The sequence below is a fragment of the Phaeovibrio sulfidiphilus genome (genome assembly GCF_014861485.1).
Classification (GTDB): Bacteria; Pseudomonadota; Alphaproteobacteria; order Rhodospirillales; family Rhodospirillaceae; genus Phaeovibrio; species Phaeovibrio sulfidiphilus.
Window position 1 is genome coordinate 42892 of record NZ_JACZHT010000008.1, and the last position, 20414, is coordinate 63305.

Annotated in this window: 22 protein-coding genes and 1 tRNA gene; 8 read left to right on the forward strand and 15 right to left on the reverse strand. The window is 69.8% G+C overall.

The features are described from left to right. Positions 1-2: 2 nt before the first annotated feature. Positions 3-3023, reverse strand: a complete 3021-nt coding sequence (locus IHV25_RS09590; protein WP_192534904.1) for an LPS assembly protein LptD — start codon at positions 3021-3023, stop codon at positions 3-5. A gap of 430 nt (positions 3024-3453) precedes the next feature. Between IHV25_RS09590 and IHV25_RS09595 the strand changes: the two genes are divergently transcribed. The 5 genes from IHV25_RS09595 to phaR all read left to right on the forward strand — a co-directional run bounded on the left by IHV25_RS09595 (position 3454) and on the right by phaR (position 7183). Further along, positions 3454-4131 (forward strand): uracil-DNA glycosylase, encoded by a 678-nt coding sequence (locus IHV25_RS09595; RefSeq protein WP_192534905.1) that lies wholly within the window; start codon positions 3454-3456, stop codon positions 4129-4131. Positions 4132-4357: 226 nt separating this feature from the next. Beyond that, a complete protein-coding gene (locus IHV25_RS09600) occupies positions 4358-5074 on the forward strand; it encodes a gamma-glutamyl-gamma-aminobutyrate hydrolase family protein (protein ID WP_192534906.1) in 717 nt (238 codons plus the stop codon). Continuing rightward, positions 5071-5856, forward strand: coding sequence for a pseudouridine synthase (locus IHV25_RS09605; RefSeq protein WP_192534907.1), 786 nt, complete (start codon positions 5071-5073; stop codon positions 5854-5856). Before IHV25_RS09600 ends, IHV25_RS09605 begins: the two co-directional genes overlap by 4 nt. Then, positions 5853-6449: a 16S rRNA (guanine(966)-N(2))-methyltransferase RsmD gene (gene rsmD / locus IHV25_RS09610; RefSeq protein WP_192534908.1), complete on the forward strand. Its 597-nt coding sequence runs from the start codon at positions 5853-5855 to the stop codon at positions 6447-6449. Before IHV25_RS09605 ends, rsmD begins: the two co-directional genes overlap by 4 nt. Before the next feature lie 5 nt (positions 6450-6454). Beyond that, positions 6455-7183, forward strand: coding sequence for a polyhydroxyalkanoate synthesis repressor PhaR (gene phaR, locus IHV25_RS09615; protein WP_242018911.1), 729 nt, complete (start codon positions 6455-6457; stop codon positions 7181-7183). Between the two features lie 111 nt (positions 7184-7294). On the opposite strand, the gene IHV25_RS09620 is transcribed toward phaR, so the two are convergent. The 6 genes from IHV25_RS09620 to IHV25_RS09645 all read right to left on the reverse strand — a co-directional run bounded on the left by IHV25_RS09620 (position 7295) and on the right by IHV25_RS09645 (position 12901). After that, positions 7295-8854 carry a hypothetical protein gene (locus IHV25_RS09620; RefSeq protein WP_192534909.1) on the reverse strand — a complete coding sequence of 520 codons (1560 nt, stop codon included), beginning with the start codon at positions 8852-8854 and terminating at the stop codon, positions 7295-7297. A gap of 11 nt (positions 8855-8865) precedes the next feature. Further along, positions 8866-10191: a tetratricopeptide repeat protein gene (locus IHV25_RS09625; RefSeq protein ID WP_192534910.1), complete on the reverse strand. Its 1326-nt coding sequence runs from the start codon at positions 10189-10191 to the stop codon at positions 8866-8868. A 201-nt stretch (positions 10192-10392) separates the two neighbouring features. Then, positions 10393-11055, reverse strand: a complete 663-nt coding sequence (thiE, locus tag IHV25_RS09630; RefSeq protein WP_192534911.1) for a thiamine phosphate synthase — start codon at positions 11053-11055, stop codon at positions 10393-10395. A gap of 14 nt (positions 11056-11069) precedes the next feature. Further along, positions 11070-11450 carry a hypothetical protein gene (locus IHV25_RS09635; RefSeq protein WP_192534912.1) on the reverse strand — a complete coding sequence of 127 codons (381 nt, stop codon included), beginning with the start codon at positions 11448-11450 and terminating at the stop codon, positions 11070-11072. Beyond that, the gene (locus tag IHV25_RS09640) at positions 11450-12316 is read right to left on the reverse strand and encodes a type 1 glutamine amidotransferase (RefSeq protein WP_192534913.1); all 867 of its coding nucleotides are present in this window, start codon (positions 12314-12316) and stop codon (positions 11450-11452) included. Before IHV25_RS09640 ends, IHV25_RS09635 begins: the two co-directional genes overlap by 1 nt. Positions 12317-12562: 246 nt before the next feature. Further along, entirely contained in the window at positions 12563-12901 is a 339-nt protein-coding gene (locus IHV25_RS09645) for a DUF1491 family protein (protein WP_192534914.1), read from the reverse strand. 173 nt (positions 12902-13074) lie between these two features. On the opposite strand from IHV25_RS09645, the gene IHV25_RS09650 reads away from it, so the two are divergent. Genes IHV25_RS09650 through IHV25_RS09660 form a run of 3 tightly spaced genes read left to right on the forward strand, consistent with a single transcriptional unit; the run spans position 13075 to position 14479 of the window. Next, complete coding sequence (locus IHV25_RS09650; protein WP_192534915.1) at positions 13075-13374, forward strand: hypothetical protein; 300 nt, start codon at positions 13075-13077, stop codon at positions 13372-13374. Continuing rightward, positions 13374-13910 (forward strand): hypothetical protein, encoded by a 537-nt coding sequence (locus tag IHV25_RS09655; RefSeq protein WP_192534916.1) that lies wholly within the window; start codon positions 13374-13376, stop codon positions 13908-13910. Before IHV25_RS09650 ends, IHV25_RS09655 begins: the two co-directional genes overlap by 1 nt. Beyond that, complete coding sequence (locus IHV25_RS09660; RefSeq protein ID WP_192534917.1) at positions 13907-14479, forward strand: RNA polymerase sigma factor; 573 nt, start codon at positions 13907-13909, stop codon at positions 14477-14479. The genes IHV25_RS09655 and IHV25_RS09660 overlap by 4 nt, the downstream gene beginning before the upstream one ends. Positions 14480-14589: 110 nt before the next feature. On the opposite strand, the gene IHV25_RS09665 is transcribed toward IHV25_RS09660, so the two are convergent. From IHV25_RS09665 to arsC, 8 genes are all read right to left on the reverse strand, one after another. Next, positions 14590-14665: transfer RNA gene (locus IHV25_RS09665), tRNA-Phe, on the reverse strand. Positions 14666-14756: 91 nt separating this feature from the next. After that, complete coding sequence (locus tag IHV25_RS09670) at positions 14757-14951, reverse strand: DNA gyrase inhibitor YacG (RefSeq protein WP_192534918.1); 195 nt, start codon at positions 14949-14951, stop codon at positions 14757-14759. A gap of 17 nt (positions 14952-14968) precedes the next feature. Continuing rightward, entirely contained in the window at positions 14969-16144 is a 1176-nt protein-coding gene (locus tag IHV25_RS09675; protein ID WP_192534919.1) for a ribonuclease E/G, read from the reverse strand. Then, the gene (locus tag IHV25_RS09680; RefSeq protein WP_338048624.1) at positions 16083-16751 is read right to left on the reverse strand and encodes a Maf family protein; all 669 of its coding nucleotides are present in this window, start codon (positions 16749-16751) and stop codon (positions 16083-16085) included. The genes IHV25_RS09675 and IHV25_RS09680 overlap by 62 nt, the downstream gene beginning before the upstream one ends. A gap of 28 nt (positions 16752-16779) precedes the next feature. Further along, positions 16780-16998: a translation initiation factor IF-1 gene (gene infA, locus IHV25_RS09685; protein ID WP_192534921.1), complete on the reverse strand. Its 219-nt coding sequence runs from the start codon at positions 16996-16998 to the stop codon at positions 16780-16782. A 359-nt stretch (positions 16999-17357) separates the two neighbouring features. Beyond that, the gene (locus IHV25_RS09690; RefSeq protein ID WP_338048625.1) at positions 17358-18317 is read right to left on the reverse strand and encodes an L-threonylcarbamoyladenylate synthase; all 960 of its coding nucleotides are present in this window, start codon (positions 18315-18317) and stop codon (positions 17358-17360) included. After that, positions 18314-19150 (reverse strand): 3'(2'),5'-bisphosphate nucleotidase CysQ, encoded by an 837-nt coding sequence (gene cysQ, locus IHV25_RS10500; RefSeq protein ID WP_242018912.1) that lies wholly within the window; start codon positions 19148-19150, stop codon positions 18314-18316. Before cysQ ends, IHV25_RS09690 begins: the two co-directional genes overlap by 4 nt. A 670-nt stretch (positions 19151-19820) precedes the next feature. Further along, positions 19821-20180 carry an arsenate reductase (glutaredoxin) gene (arsC, locus tag IHV25_RS09695; protein WP_192534923.1) on the reverse strand — a complete coding sequence of 120 codons (360 nt, stop codon included), beginning with the start codon at positions 20178-20180 and terminating at the stop codon, positions 19821-19823. Positions 20181-20414 lie beyond the last annotated feature (234 nt).

The following is a 20414-nucleotide window of genomic DNA, read 5'->3' on the forward strand; positions in this document are numbered from 1 at the left end:
GCTCAGTCCAGTCCGGGCGCCGGCGAGAAGGAATAGCTTCCCAGGGTCTTGAGGGTCACGGTCATCATCAGGGAGGTTCCCCCCTTGATCCCGTACTCCCGGGTGAAGTCCTTGGAGAACTTGGTAGCAACAATGAGACACTCATCCTCGTAGTTCAAGCCGAAGGCCGTCCGGACGGTCTCTTTTTTATCCAGGTTGTAGATATAGCCACCCCGCAGCGACCAGTTCTCGCCAAGCTGGAAGCGCAGCGTTCCGGAGACCTCCTCCAGGCTGGTGTGGGTGTGGCCGTCAATGGCGGTGATATCCTCGGCGTAGACGTAGCCGATGTCCCCGGAGATCGGGCCGTAGTCCCCGTAGACCTTCAGGTCATGACGCCGCGGGGCCAGGTTTTCCTGGGACAGCTGGGCATCGTACTGCAGCGTGACATGGTCCGCCGGGTAGACCCGCATCCGGGTGAGCAGGTTCGAGAGGTTCTTCTCCTGCCCCGAGCCGGGACGAAACAGGGCCCGGTCCTTCTGGAAGCGGTAGGACTGGCCCACATCCAGATCGAAGCTGGGGCCGCTGTCCCCGATGTAGCCGTAGTGAAGCGCGTAGGACACCCACTGTCCGCCCTCCACCCGGTCGTAGCCGGGCACCCGCGAGGGCCGGAACAGGTTGTTCATGTCGAGGGCAAAGTAGCGGCTGTCCTCGTTGGCGATTTCCTTGGGGTTGTTCGAGGGCAGAGCGGCGAACACCCCCACCTTGGGCTCCAGAATGTGGGTCGAGGTGGCCGAGGCCCGCACCAGCGGGTGGCGCCAGACCAGGCTTCCCTGGGGCACAAACCGGCCCCTGGACCCCGAGAAGGTCTCGCCATTGCGCATGACAAGATCCCGGGCGTGGTAGATGTCGCCACGCAGACCGGCGGAAAGGGTGTAGGCACCGCCCAGGCCGTCGTAGAACGGCAGCTCGTAGGCCACCCGCCCGATCAGGCGCGAGGAGTCCGTGCCGGTGCGCCGCTGAAGCACCATGGAGTTGAGGCTGGCCTCAACGTGTCCGTTGCTCCACAGGGGATCCGAGCGCAGCAGCACATCCGTGTAGAACGGAATGGCCGGGAGGGTCTTCTGGTGGAACTCCTCGGTCACGGTCTGGAAATAGAAGCCCTCGACGCTGGCCCGGGAGCGGTTGCCGTAGCCCTCGATTGCCAGGCGGTTCACAAGGAAGTCCGCGTCGTTGACCGGGTTGATATCCATGCGGCGCAGATACTTGGCCTCCCGGGTCAGGCCGCTCTCGAAGCGCGCGGACCAGACCGGGTTCAGGTTGAAGGCACCCTTGGTCTCGTAATAGCCCTGGAAGCGCTCGTTGCGGTCCAGCGGCGTGAACACGGTCCGCAGCCACAGCTCCCCGTCATCGAAATTGCGGGCCACGGTGCCGTCAAAGCTGAAGTGGTCCCGGCTGCCGAAGCGGGGCACAAGAATGGCGTCGCCGTAGTCGTCCATCACCGCGTAGTACGGCAGCAGAAGCTCGATCCCGCGGCGGCTGCCCGTGCCCACGGACGGCGCCATGATCCCGGAGCGCCGGTACACCGTCGGATCCGGCTGGGTCAGGAACGGCACATACAGCGTGGGAATGCCCAGGAGCTCCAGCCAGGCGTCCCGGAAGATGATTTCCTTTTTTTCCTCGTCGTGGATGACCTTGGCCGCCTTGATCTGCCAGATGGGCGGACGGGTCGGGCCGCTCTCGGGCAGGGTCGAGCACGGACGGCACATGGTGTACACGCCCCGGGACAGCTCCTTGCGCCGGGCCCCGGAGTCCTGCTCGGCGTAGGCGCCGGCCATTCGGCCTCCCTCGCCGGTCAGAACCTGGACGTTGCGCACAAAGCCGTCCTTCAGGTCGTCGGAGAGCTCCATGTACTCGGCGAACGAGGCGCCGCCCTTCGGATCGTCCAGCTTCACCAGCGAGACGTTGCCCGAGGCGCTCAGGCGGTTCTGGGCCCGGTTGAAGCTGACCACATCGGCGCGAAGGGCGTTCTCGCCGGACACCACAAGCACGTTGCCCCGGGCGGTGACCAGATCCAGGTCGTCATCGCGGACCATCTCGTCCGCCGAGATGAACACCTGTCCCGGAGCCAGAATATCCGAGGCCCGGTCCTCGTGCTCCTCGTGGGGGTCCAGCCCCATGGACGACGGGTTCGGAGCCAGGCCCGCCGGAAGACGCAGGCCCCCGGTCTCGCCGTACCCGTAAATGCCGACAATCGACGGCGCCCCGAAACTGCGAGCGGACCGACCGGACCGGGAGGACGCGCCGGAAGAGGCCATCGCCGCCGATCCGGGATACGGGGATCCGAAAGTGTTAAAGGAGGTCGCGGGACTGGACGATGTGCCCATATCCAGGGCGCCCACCATAGGCAGGGCCGGAGCACTGGCCCCATAGCCGCCGGAGCTACCACGAGCACCGGTGGACGCCGGGCGCCCTCCACGCGTCGGGGCCTGATAGCCGCCGCTCGTGCCCATGTCCAGGGCGCCCACCATAGGCAGGGCCGGAGCACTGGCCCCATAGCCCCCGGAGCCACCACGAGCACCGGTGGACGCCGGGCGCCCGCCACGCGTCGGAGCCTGATAGCCGCCGCTCGTACCCATATCCAGGGCGCCCACCATAGGCAGGGCCGGAGCGTTCGCCCCGTAACCCCCGGAACCACCGCGGGAACCGGAGGACGCCGGGCGCCCGCCACGCGTCGGAGCCTGATAGCCGCCGCTCGTACCCATGTCCAGGGCCCCCACCATGGGCAGGGCCGGAGCGTTCGCCCCGTAACCCCCGGAACCACCGCGGGAACCGGAGGACGCCGGGCGCCCGCCACGGGGCGGGGCCTGATAGCCGCCGCTCGTACCCATGTCCAGGGCCCCCACCATGGGCAGGGCCGGAGCACTGGCCCCATAGCCCCCGGAGCTACCACGAGCCCCGGAGGACGCGGACCGCCCGCCACGCGTCTGAGCCTGATAGCCGCCGCTCATGCCCGGATCCAGAGCCCCCACCATGGGCAGACCCACGGCGCCTTGCTGGGCCCAGGCCGGATTACTCCCCAGCCACCCCCCCGCCGCAACCACTCCGGCGCAGCAGCATGCAAGGGCTCCCGGCCGGAGCCACCCCTTCTGGGGGAGGGCCCGGTCATGGGAGCGCTGGCCCGGGCTACCCGGTGCCGGTCGTCGCTTTCGTTCAAACCGTGTCATAAAGGGCTTTCGCGGCTTTTTCGGGAACCGGGAGGAGGGCGGCAGAAACACACTGAATACTGTTTTGTTTAATCGAAGCGCAGGGGCTTTTGAAGCCCTTTGAGCAGGAAAGGATACCCGGGACCGGGTTTCCATAACCTTTACGGCGCACGACCCTTCTCGCCAGGGAGGCTTGCGGGGTATAAGAGCACACACCCCCGTGTCCGGACCGGGCCCGCCCGCTTCGGACCAAGGCAAGGATCTGCGCCCCATGACCCCTCCCCCTCCCCTTCAAAACCCGGACTGGATCCGCTGTCTGGATCCGGTTTTGCAGGCGCCCTGGTTTCGCGACCTTGTCGCCTTCGTGGACGCGGAGCGCCGCCAGGGGAAACAGATTTTCCCGCCCCCGGACCGGGTGTTCCATGCCCTGGAAGCGACCCCTCCGGACGCGGTGCGGGTCGTCATTCTGGGCCAGGACCCCTACCACGGCGCCGGACAGGCGCACGGGCTGGCCTTTTCCGTGCCTGACGGGGTGCGCGTTCCGCCGTCCTTGCGCAACATCTTCAAGGAGCGCGAGCGGGATCTGGGCCTGCCCCCTCCCAAAAGCGGAAACCTGGAGCACTGGGCCGCACAGGGCGTGCTGCTGCTGAACACCTCCCTGACCGTGGAGGAAAGCTCCCCCGGCTCCCACGCGAAACGGGGCTGGGAGCGCTTCACGGATGCGGTGGTGGAGACCGTCGCCCGCTCGGGTCGCCCGGTGGTGTTCCTGCTGTGGGGCAATCACGCCCGCTCAAAGCGCCCCCTGATCGGGAACGCCGACGGCATCCTGGTGCTGGAGGCCGCCCACCCCTCCCCCCTGTCCGCCAGCCGGGGCTTCCTGGGCTGCGGGCACCTCTCGCAGGCGAACGCGTTTCTTGCGGACCGGGGCCTTCCCCCGGTGCAGTGGTAGGGCGCCGCAGAACCGCCGCCGCCCCACCGCCACCCGAGGCCGCTCCCGCTCCCTGCCCCGCAGTGCGTCCGCCCGCAAGGCCGCCGGACCGGACCGGACAGGAGCGCCACCCCAAGGCCCCGGCCGCCAGTTTCTGCACCGCAAACCCAGACGGTTCTTGCGTGCAGCCCCGTCCCGGGGCAGTGTGCGCACGGGCCGTTCCCACAGACTGCAAGGACCGACGTTCATGAAGAAGCCTTTGATCGGCATCACCGCCGACAGCGAGGAAAACGGAGGGGGCTACTCCGCCCTTCCCTGGTACGCGCTGCGACACAACTACGCGGGCGTGATCGTCCGGGCCGGAGGCGTGCCGGTGATCCTGCCCCACGAGCCCGAGACCGTGCCCGATCTTCTGGACCGGATCGACGGCCTGATGATCACGGGCGGCGCCTTTGACGTGGACCCGGCCCTGTTTGGTGCCTCCAGCCGTCACGAGACCGTGACCCTCAAGGCGCGACGCACGGCCTTCGAGCTGGCCATCACCCGGGGTGCTCTGGAGCGGGACATGCCGGTTCTGGGCATCTGCGGTGGCGAGCAGCTTCTGGCGGTGGCCCTTGGGGGCACCCTGATCCAGCATATCCCCGACTCGGTGCCGGACGCCCTTGCCCACGAGCAGCCCAACCCCCGCACCGAGGCGGGCCACACGGTCGCCCTGACACCGGGGAGCCTTCTGGCCCGGATCGCGGGACAGGACACGATCCCGGTCAACAGCGCCCACCACCAGGCCGTCGAGGCGGTGCCCTGGACGCTGGTCGTGAACGCCGTCGCTCCGGACGGGGTGATCGAGGGGATCGAAGACCCGTCCCGCCGTTTTTGCATCGGGGTCCAGTGGCACCCCGAGTACAGCATCTCTCCCGCGGACGACGCCCTCTTCCGCGCCTTTGTCGAGGCGGCACGCTCATGAGCACACCGGAAAAAGAACGCATAGCCAAGGTCATCGCCCGGGCGGGGGTCTGTTCCCGTCGCGAGGCCGAGACCCTGATTTCCGAGGGCCGCGTTGTCCTCAACGGAAAACCCCTCTCGACCCCGGCGACGCTGGTGGGACCGAAGGACCAGATCCTGGTCAACGGCAAGCCCCTGCCGGACAAGGCCCCCACCCGGCTGTGGCGCTACCACAAGCCCGCCGGCGTCCTGACCAGCAACAAGGATCCGGAGGGCCGCCCGACCCTGTTCGAGCGCCTCCCCGCGGACATGCCCCGGGTGGTGAAGGTGGGGCGTCTGGACCTGGACAGCGAGGGCCTTCTGCTTCTGACCAACGACGGCGCCCTTGCCCACGACCTGGAGCGCCCGTCCCAGGGCTGGCTCCGCCGCTACCGGGTGCGGGTGTTCGGCACGCCGGACCCGGTGCGCCTTGCCGCCCTCGAGGACGGCATCACCATCGAGGGCGAGCGCTTCGGCCCCATCCGCGCAGTCCTGGAGCGCCAGCAGGCCTCGAACGCCTGGCTCTCGGTCTCCCTTCGCGAGGGCAAGAACCGCGAGATCCGCCGGGTCATGGAGCACCTGGGGCTTCCCGTCAGCCGCCTGATCCGGGTGGCCTACGGACCGTTCCAGCTGGGGCACCTGGCCCCGGGTCAGGTCGAGGAGGTTCCGGGCAAGATCCTGCGCGAGCAGCTGGGCAAGAGCGCCCCGCCCCGCCCCGAGCGCCCCCGCACCCGGCACCCGGCGAAACGGGCGCCCTCCGCATGAGGATCGTGGCCGGACGCCTGAGGGGCAAGGCCGTGGCCGTTCCGGACGGAGTCGCGGTACGGCCCACCAGCGACCGGTCCCGGGGCGCCCTTTTCAACATTCTGGAGCACCGCTTTCAGGGGCGGGATGGCTTCAGCCTTCACGGCGCCCGGGTACTGGACGCGTTCGCCGGGTCCGGCGCCCTTGGCCTGGAAGCCCTGTCCCGGGGCGCTGCCTTCGTGACCTTTATCGAGCAGGCCGCTCCCGCCCGCGCGGTCCTGGGCCAGAACATCCGCGCGTGCGACGCCGGGGCCAACACACGCCTGGTGGCGGGGGATGCCCTGCGCCCGCCCAGGGCCGACTCCGCCGCCGACCTGATCTTTCTGGATCCGCCCTATGGGCTCGAGCTTGTGGTCCCGGCGCTTCGGGCCCTGGAAAAGGCGGGGTGGCTGACGCCCCGAACGCTGGTCTTTGCCGAGACCGATGCCCGCAGCCCGGCGCCCTCCTGGCCCGGGGGAACCGTCCTCCTTGACGAGCGTGTCCACTCCCGCGCCCGCCTCACATTCCTGCGCGTGGGCCCCGCGCCGGACGACCGCGCCACAAATCCAGGCTGAGCACCTTGAACTTTACCTCCGGTCCAGTCTATTTTAGAGCCATGGAACACTCTCTCGAAAACTCGCGGGCTCCGTCTGCGGACTCCGACGCGGTCGTCATCAAGAAATATCCGAACCGCCGCCTGTACGACACGGGAACCAGCCGCTACGTCACCCTCGAGGACGTGGGGCGCATGGTGCGCGAGGGCACCGAGTTCATCGTGACGGACGCGCGCAGCGGCGAGGATCTGACCCGCTCGGTCCTGACCCAGATCATCCTGGAGCAGGAAGGCCGCGGCGAGTCCCTGTTCTCGGTGGGTTTCCTGCGCCAGATCATCGGCCTCTATGACGAGAGCGTTGGCCGGGTCGTGCCCCAGTATCTGGAGCACACCATGCAGTCCTTTGCCCATAACAAGGAACGCCTGTCCGCGGCCATGAAATCCGCATGGGATGGCATGACCTCCTGGTCCTCCTTCGAGGACATCAACCGGCGCAACCACTCGTTTCTGGAAAGCGCCCTGTCCCTTCTGCGCTCCTTTCCCAGCCAGGACCGGGCGGGTGGCCTCTCTTCCGAGGCAGCCCGTGACCCGAAGGCCCAGGCGGCCCAACGTGAGATCGACGCCCTGAGGGCCCGGATCGCCGCACTCCAGGCGGAACTGGACCGGCGCCTTGCCCAGCAGGAACAGGCCCTGTCCGCGCCCCCGGCCGAGCCCGGCCCCGTTGTCAGCCCCCCGCCGCTCAAGGGCGCCCTCTGAGCCCCGCCCGACACACGCTGGCCCCATAGCAGACCAGCCCGACAAGCGCTGACCCCATAGCCGGCCAGCCCGAAGGCCCGGGGCGTGCCTCCCTTTACGCCCGCACCCGGCCTAGAAGAGATCCCGGGACATGTCCCAGGCGTTCCCCGCCTCCAGAAGGAGCCGCTCGCGCGCGGGGCCCGAGGGCTCCAGCTCGGCGCGCCGGGACAGGGCCGCCCCCAGGGACGACCACAGGGACGCATCCAGCGGCTGAAGCCCCACGGCCTTGCGGTAGTACGCCTCCGCCTCCCGGGCGCTGGTCTTGCGGGCCTCCCCGTCGGCAAAGCGGGCGCGCACGTCATAGGTGAAGCCCACATCGGCCCAGGGGTGCCCGTTCTCCGGCTCGAGCTGGGCCAGCATCCGGGCGGCCATTTCCATGTCCTCGAGGATCCGGTCCAGGTCAGCGGTGCGCACCGTCCAGCCCCGGGTGAGGGTCTCCCCGTGGGCCCGGAGCGCCCCGACCATGCGCCTCCAGCCCTCGGCGCTGGCGGGCTCGATCTTCAGGACGTTGGCGTAGGCTTTCATGGCGCGCTCGCGCAGGGCCGCCGCCCCGGTGTCCTCCGCCGCGCCCAGGCCGTCGGTGCCCCGGCGCATCAGAAGATCCCCCACGTCCATCCAGACCCGGACGTTGCTGAAATCCGTATCGATGGCGGTGTCGATGGCGGTCTCCACGTCCTCGAGCCGGTCCGGGTCAATCCGCCCGCGCACCGCCTGGGCGACAGCGGCCTCGTAGCGGAACTGGGCCAGCAGAGCCCAGCTTTCGCCCCGCACCTGCGGATCGACCTGACGGCTTCGGGCAAAGGTGTCCTCCAGGTCGCGCCAGACCAGGGGCCGGGTGGCGGCCGGCTCGGTGTCCCAGCGCAGCTTGTGGAGATAGGCCAGGCGGAACTGGTTTTCCGCGTTGTCCGGCTCCAGGCGGGCGGCTTTCCCAAAGGCGTCGACGCCCTCGGCAAACAGGGCCTCGCGCTCCTCCCCGGTTTTCCGGGAGCCCCGGGCCGCGAGGGTGTCCCCCAGAAGGCGCCACAGCTCGGCGCGCTTGGGCATGACCCTGAGGGCAGCCTTCAGCCGACGCTCCACCAGGATCCAGCCCGTATCGAAGGCAGCGTCATCGGGGGTGCTGAACAGGCGGGGGTAGACCTCGGAAATCCAGCCGACCCAGGCCTCGTCCAGGCGGGGATTGAGGGAAATGGCGCGGGAGAAGGCGGCCTCCGCCTCCCGGCGCTGGCGCGCCCAGTCCTTGCGGGGCCCCTCGCAGCAGCGCTTCTGAATGGCCTGGGCCCGGGTCAGGAGATCGCGGGTCGCCCGGCTGAGGGGACTGTCCGCGCGGCCCTGAACGGTCCCGACCGCAGGCGCGGATGCGGGAGCCGGACCGGACACAGGTGCAGGCGCAGGCACGGGAACCGGGCCGGATACAGGCGCGGGCACGGAACCCGGGGCCTCACGGGCCGGCGCCTCCGGCGCCCCATCCCGGCCCCCATCCCGACCCCGATCCCGGGCCGCCGCCGGATCCGTATCGGCCCCCACGGCCCGCGGAGGGAGCGCCTCCGGGTCCACGGTCTGCGCCGCCACCGGATCCGGGGCCCAGAGCAACAGACACGATGCCGTCGTGGCGGCCACAAAGAATGAGCGCATTTTCCAAGCCCCTACTGCAAAGACCGAGCCCTGAGGAGCACCTGTGCTGCCTGGCTCTCTTTCTGTTGCCGTGCCTCGCCCTCCAGCGTTTCCGCCTGGGCGCCGTAAACCCCGCCAAGTGCCGCCCAGACCCGCCAGTCCTTCGGGTCCAGATCCCGGGCGGCCCGCAGGGCGTTCTCCGCCCCGTCCAGAAGCGCAACCCGGCGGGCGCCGCTGGCGGCCTCGGCCCGGTCACGCAGCAGGAGGCCCAGCCCCATCCAAGCCTTCGTATACCCCGGATCGAGGGCTGTGGCCTTGCGAAAAAATCCGGCCGCATCGTCAAGAAGGCCGGGCACCCGCTCGTCCTCCAGGTACGCGGCCGCCTCCATGTGCAGGAACGCAAGCTCGGACCATTGGGAGGCCGTGTGGGACGAGCCGTGCTCCAGCGCCGTGCGGTACACCCGCAGCGCCTCGTCCCACCGGGACGCGGCCTCATCCCCCGAGGCCAGACGCGCAAGGCCCCACAGGGACATGGCCAGGCGCTCGTGCCAGAGGTCGTTGCCGCTGTCCACCGCCAGCGCCTTGCGCCAGGCCTCGGCCGAGGAGGCCAGGAACACACGGCGCTCGTCACCGCGGGCCAGTTCCGCCTGCCGGTAATTCAGATCGCCCAGGCTGGACCAGGCAACCGCGTTGGACGCATCCAGGGACACGGCCCGGCTCAGGGCGGCCTCGGCGTCGGCAAAGCGCCGGTCGCGCTCCGTGGATTCGGGACCGGACCGGGCCTGGAGCAGCCGCAGCGCGCCCAGATTGCTCCAGCCGGTGCTGCTTCCGGGATCCAGGGCCGTGGCCTTCTCAAGAGCCTGCTCCGCCTCCCTGACAAGGGTGTGGGCCTCGCCCCCCTCCCCCGCATCCAGGGCCAGCGTGCTCAGGATGCCTCCCAGCGTGCGCCAGCCCCAGGCGTTGTGCGGCTCCTTCTGCACCACGGTGCGCAGAACCCCGGCGGCCCGGGAATGGAACTGCCGGGCCTCGAGGCTGCTTTGGGCCTCGGTGCCCTGCACATGCAAAAGCGAGGCAAGGGAGGCATGGACCCCCACGTCCGCCCCCGGATCCAGGTCGAGCACTTTCCCGTAGGCGGCCGTCGCCTCGCGCCAGAGCCGGGCCCGGTCCGGACCGCTGGACGCGTGGGCACGGCGGGCCAGATCATACCCCCGGGCGAGCCAGTCCCGGGCCCGGGTGTCCTGAAAATCCGGCGACAAAGGCGGAATGGCGTTTGCTCCGGAGGACAAGGCGGGGGGCGCGGTTCCGGACTCGGCCTCGCGGAACTCCGCCCCGGCAGTTGTCTCGCGGGGCTCCGCCACGACACCCGTCTCGCGGGGCTCCGCCCCGGTGGCTGTTTCGCGGGGCTCCGCCCCGGTGGCTGTCCCGGGGGACTGCGTCCCAGTCGGGGCCACCCCGTCCGTCCGGGCCAGGGCCCCGCTGCTCCCCCACGGGGAGGCTGGCAGCAGCAGGGCCAGCGCCAGGGCAAGGACAGCCGATGGGTTCGGGGCCGACATCCGGTGCTACTCTTCCGGGGACAGGGCTTCTGCGGCGGCTTCCAGACGGTCAAACAGGGCGTCGAAGGCCCGCACGGCGGCCTCGGGGCCCTCGGGATGCTCCCAGACCCCGGCCGAAACCGCCAGGAAGTCCGCTCCGGCCTCCACAAGCGGGGCCGCGTTGTCCGGAGTAATACCCCCGATCGCCACACAGGGGACGACCATCATGCTGCCCCACCACCGCAGGACGTCGAGCCCGGCGACGTGCCTCACCTCCTTGGTTCCGGTGGGGTAGAAGGCCCCGAAGGCCACGTAGTCGGCACCGGCCTCGGCGGCCTCCATGCCCAGGTGGCGCGAGTCGTGGCAGGTCACGCCGATAATCGCATCGTCCCCCAGAAGGCGGCGGGCCTCCCGGCACGAGCCGTCCTCCTGGCCCAGGTGCACCCCGTCACAGCCGCTGCGGGCCGCCAGGTCCGCCCGGTCGTTCAGCACCAGCGCCACATCGGCCGCGTGACACACGGGGCGCACGGCCTCGACGGCCCGGAGGATGGCCGCATCCTCGACCCCCTTCAGGCGCAACTGGAAACTGGCCACATCCCCGGCCCGGAACACGGAGTCCAGGCGCGCGGCAAAGGCATCGGGGTCATCAATCTGCGAGGGGGAAATCAGGTAAAGGCGCGTTCGGGCCATGGACAGGTTCTCATTCAGGGGTGGTCCGGGGAGCACGGCAGGCCGGAGGCCCCGGGGCGACAGAAGACAGGAAGGCCACGCGCCGCCCCGATCTCCCACAGGGAAAGGGTGCGCCGCAGGGCCGGATCGGGATCGGACACAACCACGCCGAATCCCGCATTCAGGGACGCCAGAGCATACCCGAAAGCATCCGCACAGTCATTAACCGCGCACACCGGCTCGGGGAGCGGGCACTGCCGCACAAGGGCCGCAAGCCAGGCCGGCCCCATGGAGCCCACCACGTCGGAGGGCACCACCAGGCGGGTGTGCCCCTGCCCCAGGGCCTCCTGAAGGTCCGGCAGCGTGCGCACCGGGTGCCACAGGGAGGCCTCGAACACCGGGGGGACCGATGTCATCACCGCCCCCGGGCGGCCCGGGCGGGACGCACGAGCCGGTCCAGCCAGTTGCGGATCTCCAGGCGGCGGCGCTGCGCATCCAGGATCTCGGGGCTCAGGCCCAGGGCCCAGGCCAGCGCCCGGTTGTCCGGGTTTCGGGCAAGGCTGCGGTAGCGGGCGGCCAGGGTGTGCAGATCTTGTTCGCTTTCAAAGAAGCCCTCCCGGATCAGGTCCGGGGCCGCCCGCTCGAAGGTGGCGGCCATTTCGTCGAGGTCAAACTCCGGGTGCACCTGGATGCCCCAGAACACGCCACGGCCATAGCGGATCTCGGCCGCCTGGACCGCCGAGTGGGCGTTGAACGCCAGCACCGTGCCCCCCTCGGGAAGCCGCTCCACCTCGTCCTGGTGGACGGCGAGTGCGTCCCAGCTCTCGGGGCGCCCCTCAAGAAACGGATGGCCCTGCCCGGCTGCGGTGCGCACCAGATTGCGCGCCACACCCAGCTCGCGGCCCTTCACGGCCCGGCGCACCGTGCCCCCCGTCGCCGCCGTCACAAGCTGGAGCCCCCAGCAGCTGCCCAGAAAGGGAACCCCGGCCTCCAGCAGGGAGCGGGCCAGCCCGATCTGGCTTTCGATCCCGGGGCCTCCGGTGGTGATCCCCAGAAACGAGCCCGTCAGGACCGCGCCGTCCAGGTCGGCAAGCTGCACACCGGGAGGCAGCGCGCTGTCCCCGTCCGCCGGGCGGACGATCTCACAGCGTGATCCGGGCCAAAGCTCCCCCAGAACCCGGGCGTACTGCTCGGCAAACGGCTCGGAGCCGTAGCGCTGCATCAGGCGCGAGGCCGCTTTGGTGTTGCCCTCGATGACAAGAAAAACGGCCGGCTGGCTCATCTCGGTGGTCTCCTGCTGTGGGGGGCTGTCTGCCGGATCGCCCGAAGGCGGGGGCGGACCGGTGCCCTTCGGTGCCGCCCGGACCCAGGGCCCGAGCCGCCCTCATACCACGGGGCAGCGGGGGCGGAAAGCGCCCGCGCGCTCGCCGGGACAGGGGCAGGCCGGCGGCCTTCGGTGCCGCCCGGAACGGGGCTTGACAGGAAGCCGGGCACAGGGGCCGGGCAGCGCGCCGCCCGCTCGCCAGGCTCAGAGGATCGGATCCTCCAGGGGCGCGGACAGGTCAGGGGTCTCGATCTCCAGGATCCAGAGATCCCGGTCCATGCGCTTCTGGGACTCGAGGCAGGCGTCAGCGGCGGGCTCCTCCACCGGATCCGGGCCCGTGACCCGCATCCAGGCGGCCGCGCCGGTGGCATCGCGCACCGGGGTCAGCACCATGAACCCCCGCCCCAGGCCATTGAGCTTGAGGCAGACCGTCCCGGAATCCGCGTCGCCGCGCTTCAGAAGGAAGGCGCTCTTCTGCTCCGCCTCGCAGCGGCGGATCAGCGCCTGCACAAACAGGCGGGTTTTCAGACGGCCCGTATCCATCACGTGTCCCGAACTTGCAGAAGTACCGCCCGGGGCTCGCCGGGCACAGGGGCGTCCGGGCCGTGCCCGACGCTTTCCCGGACCGGGATACCGAAAAAATTTCGCCCGCGCGACAATATTTCGATCGCTGAAACGTCTTCCCTTACAGGATCACCTCTCACATGGAGACGAAAATGAGTGTAACACTGTCAAACGGACCGGTCGATGAGGCCCCTGTGTCCCGCCCCGGGCGGGGCCGCGGCCCGGGTCGCGGACGGGGAAAGGGCCGCGCTGCCGCAAGTCCGGTGCGCCGCATCCCCATGGACGCCCTCGCGCCGAGGGAAGACCGCTGGAAGGGCTCGTGCGTTCTGGTGCCGGGCCCGGGGGAGACCGCCGGCGTCTGTCACAAGGGCCGGGTCGAGCCCTGCCCGCCCGAAGTCTGGCCCCGCTGCGAGGCCCAGCGCAACCGCCTGGACATGAAGGGAGACCTCTGATGGCCGAACAGCCTTTTGATCCCGGCCCCCAAGCCCCCCACGGTCCCGGATACCCGGGAGCCGGACGTGGACGACGCGCCGGCGACGGCCCCCGCCCCCCCGAGGCCGAACCGGCCAAATCCTGGCTGCTGAGCCCGGGCCTCTACCAGCGCATCCTTGTGTGGGCGGGCATCCTGGCCCTGACGGCCCTGGCGGTGATGCTCCTTTGGAACGCGCTGATGCCGGGCATTGCCGGAGTGCCCCGCCTGGACTACCTCCAGGCTGCCGGGCTTCTGGTGCTGTGCCGCCTGCTGTTTGGCGGGCTCTCGGGCGGGCTCTCGGCCGCGCGCCCCGTATCCCGGGCCGGAGACCGGCTCCAGGAACGCTGGGGCGCCATGAGCCCGGGCGAGCGCCGGGAGTTCCAGCGCCGCCGCCGCCAGCGGTGCGGCTGTGACGGAGATGGACACGGTGAGGGGCACGGGGACGGCCCCGGCCCGGGCCATGGTCACGGGCGCGGCGGACCCCTGCCGGGAGCGACCGCGGACAGCGCGGAATGACGAACCCCGGCGACACCGGCAAAAAAGGGCTTGAGGCGACTTTGGGCGCGGTCCAGAGCCGCCTGCGGGCCTTTATCGGCAGCCGGGTCCGGATCCGCGAGGACGCAGAGGACATCTTCCAGACCGTGATCTGCCAGTTCCTGCGGGTCAGCACGGCCCTGGATCCGGTGGAGAACGTCACGGCCTGGCTGTTCCGCTCGGCGCGCAACGCCATTACGGACCAGGCCCGGAAGAAGCGGGAAATCCTGTTCAGCGCCCTGTTCGACGATGACGGGGACTCCCCCGAGTACGACGCCCTGTGCGATGCTTTGCTGGCGGATCCGGTCACCCCGGAGGACGAGCACCTGCGCCTGATCATCCAGCAGGAAATCGAGGCCGCGCTCCAGGACCTGCCCGACGACCAGCGCGACATCTACCTGAAGACCGAGCTGGAGGGCCTGTCCTACCGGGACATTGCCCACGACACGGGCGAGAACATCAACACCCTTCTGGCCCGGAAGCACCGGGCGGTCCGGCACCTGCGCGAGCGCCTGCGGGATCTGTACGAGGACATCGTCTTCGGCGACTGACCCGACCGGCGCCCGTCCCTCTCCCGTTCCCGCTACCCCCGCACCCCTATAAGGCCCCGGATTGCGGACACAAAAAAACCGGAGGCGTGGCCATCCGGTTTTTTGGAAAATGGTGCTCAGGGACGGAATCGAACCGCCGACACCAAGATTTTCAGTCTCGTGCTCTACCGACTGAGCTACCTGAGCATCGCGACCGGAGTGTTGGGCAGCGCCCCGCTCCGATGGGCGGATTAATAGTCGATCGAACCGGCGGCGGCAAGCCCTTTTTCGCGAGCCCTCATTCTTTTTCATCCGGGTCGCCGGTTTCCTCGGTCTCGACCCGGTAGGTTCCGGTCATCCACCGCCCGAGATCCACGTCCGCACACCGGCGCGAGCAGAACGGTCGGTAACGGGGCTCCACCGGCTCCCCGCAAATCGGACATTTCGCAAGCGTGACCCGCACCGGGGTGGCCTCGGAATCGTTCTGTGTCATTGGTGTCTCTCCCCCGTTCAAACCGCGCCCGCCGCCCGAAGGGATGCGCCCTCGGGCAAGCCGCGCTCCACGCGCACCGTCATTCCGCTGCGCGAGACCGCCTCCCGGAACGCCGGACCGTAAACGGTCTCAAGCAGGCGGAAGGCCTCATCATCCACATCCAGAACCACGCCCGCCCCCGGAACGCCCCGGGCCAGGTCCCGAAGGCACCGCAGCAGGGCCGCCTCCGAGCTTTCCCGCTGGCGGGTGGAGCGCCGGCACATCAGATCCGAAAGCGGGGCCCGGGTGCGGGGCCGCACCAGCTCCAGAAGGCCGCCCCGGGTGATCCCGAGGAACCGCATCCCGGCCGGATCCCGGGCGGCCAGAGTCTTCACCACCGCCGGCAGGTCCGCCGGAAGGGGATGGGCACGGCTTCGGGGCAGGTCGATGACAATCTGCCCGCCCAGGGCCCGCAGCCGGATCTGATGAAAGATGGTCTCCAGCGCGGCCACAAGGGCGCCCCGGTCCCGGGGCCCTGCACCCGTGTCCACGTCGACCGCGTTCAGGGCCTCGGTCTCGGCAAAGATCAGCCCGCCGCCCGAGGGAAGGGAGACCCGCTCCTCCAGGGCCTGGCCGATGGCCTCCTCCACCCCGAACACCTCGAACAGGGACGTGGTCCCCGTGTGATGGGCCACCGAGGCAAACCGGGCCTTCCCGGGCTCCCGCGTCCAGCCGGCCAGATACACACCGGAATCACAGATCACCTCCGGGGGGGATCCGGCCGAGTCCCGCAGCCAGGCGGACAGGATGCTGTTTTCTCCGGGCAGGCGGCCAAGATCCGTCCCGGCCTCGAAGGCCCGCAGGGTGTCGGGCCCCGGCTCCCGGCACAGGGCCAGCTTGGGCCCCTTGGAGCCATAGCCCTCGCGAATCACCTGGAAAAGAAGGCGCTGACCCTCGGAATAGGCGCGGGCCTGGGCCCGGGGAACCTCGAAAAAGCCGGCAGGCCCCGAACCCGTATCGACAAAGCGCGCCAGAGAGCCGCCCAGCGCCTTCCCCAGGCGCCCTGCAACCCGGTCGCCCGACGCAAGGCGCCCCGCCCGCTCGAACGCCACATCAAGGATGGTGTCGTCCTCAAGGAGGGCGTAGCGCGTCTCACCCGGGGAGACGGAAATCAGGATGGTGCGCGGGCCCGGGCCGGCTTCGGACCGTGTCATAGCCATTGCCCTCCAGCAACGCGGCAGTCTCGTAAAGGGGCAGGCCGACCACCGCCGACCAGGACCCGGACAGGAACGACACAAACGCCGCCGCCCGTCCCTGGATGGCATAGCCTCCGGCCTTGCCCTCCCACTCCCCGCTGGCAATATAGTGCGCGATATCCCGGTGCGACAGGCGCTTGAACGCCACCTGCGACAGGACAACGCGGCTGACCAGCTTCTGCTCGGGCGTGATCAGGGCCACGGCGGTGTACACCCGGTGACGGGTACCGGACAGAAGCGCAAGGCACTCCCGGGCCGTTTTCTCGTCGAGAGCCTTGGGAAGATGGCGCCGACCGCGGGCCACAACCGTATCCCCCGCCAGCACAAAGGCTCCGGGGTGCAGGCGGGCCACAGCACGGGCCTTGTCCACCGCAAGGCGCAGGGCACAGGGCCGGGGCAGCTCGTTTTTGAGGGGGGTCTCGTCCACATCCGCCGGGCAGACCGCATCCGGAACCAGGCCAATGGAGGCCAGAAGATCCAGACGGCGCGGCGAGGACGAGGCAAGCACAAGCCCGGGGCGTGGTCCGGCCGTGGCCGGAGCCCCCGAAGGCGCAGTGTTCAGCACAGGGTGCATCCGGAAAAAGCGGTGCGCGCTATTTGAAACGGAACGTGATCCGGCCCTTGGTCAGATCGTAGGGCGTCATTTCCACGGTGACCCGGTCACCCGCAAGCACGCGGATGCGGTTCTTGCGCATCTTGCCCGAGGTGTGAGCCAGAATCTGGTGATCGTTGTCCAGCTTGACGCGGAACATCGCGTTGGGCAGCAGTTCAACCACCACGCCCTGGAATTCGAGTACGTCTTCTTTCGCCATAAGCCCCTGGTTCCCGTTCAGAAAGGTTGCCCTTTATCTGCCGGTTCCCCTGGAAAGGTCAAGGAGATTCGCGCCCCGGCCGGGTTTTTGACCGGTTCCGCGCCACGGCAGTGGTGTTTTGGAGCGCCTGCCCGTCCCCGGCGCCCCGCTCCCCGTGCCCCGGCCGCCGGAGGCTGTCCCGACCGGGACACCGGAAACGGATGCAACACAATGGAGTTATTGATAAATATCTCCCGCAAAAGGCGTGGGGCGCAGGGATCTGGTCTGGAGCCGGGGACCGGTCGCAAAGGGCCGGAAGGCCGGCAGCCGGGACCACAGGCCGCCACACGCGACCCGGCGGGCGCGGCCGGTCCCCCCGCTCAGGGCGGGGTCGCCGCGCGCCTCAGGCGGTCGTTGATGGCAACCCCCAGGCCCTCGGCCGGAACCGGCGACACGGCAATGCCCGTCGCCCCCAGGGTGTCCAGCGCATGAAGGGCCGCAAACAGGTTGGCCGCCGCCTCCCGCAGATCCCCCCTGGGGCTGAGGTTCAGGGCCGCGCCCTTCACCGGACCGAAGCCCAGAAGAACCTCCCCCGCCGTCAGGGAGCCGGGGTCCGCATTCAGGCGCACCGGCGTGCGGGGCGCATAATGGCGCAGGAGACACCCGGGGGAGCGCAGCCCTGCCCCGCTGGCTTCTGCATCCCCGTCGGCGTGCCCGGCGGAGACCTCCACCGGGGTGCCCAGGACGGCCTCCAGATCCTCGGGGCCGAGAGCACCGGGGCGCAGGATCGTGGCCACCGGAGTGGACAGGTCCAGAACCGTGCTTTCCAGACCGAAGGCACACGGGCCTCCGTCCAGAACCCGGTCGACCCGATCGCCAAGGGAGGCGTGCACATGTTCTGCCAGGGTGGGGCTGATGGTCCCCGAGCGGTTCGCGCTGGGCGCCGCCAGGGGGAGCCCGCTGGCCCTCAGAAGCTCCAGCGCCAGCGGATGGGCGGGCACCCGGATCGCGACCGTGTCCAGCCCGGCACTCACCAGGTGGGACAGGCGGCAGCCCGCGCGCCGGGGCAGGACCAGGGTCAGGGGCCCCGGCCAGAATGCCGCCGCCAGACGGTGGGCCCGCTCGTCCAGAAGGACATGGGCGGCAGCGGCCTCCACATCCGGGACATGAACGATCAGCGGGTTGAAGCGGGGGCGCTCCTTGGCCTCGAAGATCCGGGCAATGGCCCGGTCATCCAGCGCGCTGGCCCCCAGGCCGTACACGGTCTCCGTGGGGAAGGCCACAAGACCGCCCGAGCGCAAATGCTCCGCGGCCTCACGGATCCGGGCCTCCGGGCTCACCAGCCGCTCCCGAAGGCAACAAAGTAGGGATTGCGGTAGTAGGGCGCCTTTCCATACAGGAACGGCTCCCCCTCCAGGGTGGTCACATTGCCTCCGGCGGCGCGCACGATCGCGTGGGCGGCGGCCGTATCCCACTCGCTGGTCGGGCCCAGGCGGGGGTAGACGTCCGCAAGGCCCTCGGCGATGCGGCAGAACTTCAGGGAGCTGCCCGCCGAGATCTGCCGGGCCACCGGCCGGCCCTTCAGGAACGTGTCGAGAAACAGGGTCGTCTGGAACTCGTCCCCGTGGCGACGGGAGGCCAGAATGGTCACGCCCGCCTCAGGGGGGACGCGGCACGAAATCTCGCGGGTGGACTGGCGCGACTGGAGGAACGCCCCGCCGCCCGGAGCCCCCCAGTACAGAAGATCCATCGCCGGACAGTAGACCATGCCAAAAACCGGGCGGCCCTGATGGATCAGGCCCACGTTCACCGTGAACTCCCCGTTGCGGCTGACGAACTCGCGGGTTCCGTCCAGCGCGTCCACCAGCCAGAACAGCTCGGGCGCCTCGCTGGGAGGACGGGCCCCCGCCGCAAAGGACTCCTCGGCAATGACCGGGATAGCGGGCGACAGCTCCGCCAGGCCCTCAAGAAGAATGGCCTCGGCCAGGGTGTCCGCCCCGGTGACCGGCGAGCGGTCCTCTTTCAGGGCCACCTCGAAGTCCGTGCCGTAAATGCGCATGATGGCATCCCCGGCCTTCAGGACATGGTCCCGGAGCGCCGACAGGAACGCGCTGTCGATTGTCCCCGACTCCAGGAGAGGCGGGATAAAGGGCGGCTCCTCAGTCTTCGTCATGGCTCCAACCTGAACTACCGGAAAACGTTCGATTTTAGGGAGAGACGCGGCGTCTTTCAAGGTCCATGACAGACTCGTGGCGGGCGACACCACCGGACCGCCCGGACACACGAGCGGAGAGCCTCCGACAGCGGCAGCGAGGTGGGGGCGGACGGGCGGGATTGGCGGGAGTGGCAGGATGTGCGGGCACCGGGATCGAGGGGACAGAACCGAGGCCCCGAGGAAACAGGTGGCACGGGTGGCGGCAGGGAGAATAGGCCGGGACGCTCGGATGGGCGCCGGGACGGCCACGCCCGGACGCGCACACCGGCCAGCTCCCGGACCCGCACACCGGCCAGCGCCCGGACCCGAGGCGCCAAAGAAACAGGTGGCACGGGTGGCGGCAGGGCAATGAGCCGGAACGGCCACGCCAAGACGCGCGCCGGAACGGCCACGCCCGGACCCGCAGGGCGGCGCGGGGGTTCCCGCAAGGCACAGCCACGCCGGAGGCATCCGACCGAAGGCTGCCGGAGCCCCTCAGAGTGGGGGTGCGGGATGTCCATATCACGCGCGCCCGTGCGCCGGCGCGACCCGATTGGGGGCCACGGGGGCACCCCAGGGCCACAGCCCCACGATGGCACCCGCACGATAGCATCCCCACGGTCGCCCCCGGTGGCGCCAACCCGTGACCTCAGGCCCGGGGCAGGATCTCCAGCACCGTCTCGGGAGGCCGGCCCAGGCGCACGCCCAGCGGCGTCACCACAATGGGACGCTCGATAAGAACCGGATGCGCCACCATAAAATCGATCAGCTGATCGTCGCTCCACTTGGGGTCGTCAAGACCGAGCTCCTCGTAGACCTTGCTCCCACGGCGCAGCACAGCGCGCACCGGAAGCCCCATCGCGGCGATCAGACCCTTCAGGGTGTCCCGGTCGGGGGGCGTCTTCAGGTACTCGATGACCTCGGGCTCCACGCCACTGTTGCGGATCAGCTCCAGCGTGGCGCGGGACTTGCTGCAGGCGGGGTTGTGATAAATGGTGATTGAGCTCATGTCAGATCCCGAATGTCGTGAGGTTGACGAAAAACGCACCCGGCTCCACCAGCCCGTACACCGCGGGCCGGAAGGCAGAGGCCACGGCGCGGACAGGGCAGCCCCGGCCTCTCCCGAGCCGGCGCAGACAGGACGATACCTGCAAAACCGCCCGCAGCAAACGGCCCCACCAACCGGGCCGCGCCGACGAAGCGAAGCGGCGAAGCCGACGAACCGGCGCGGCGGAGCCGACAA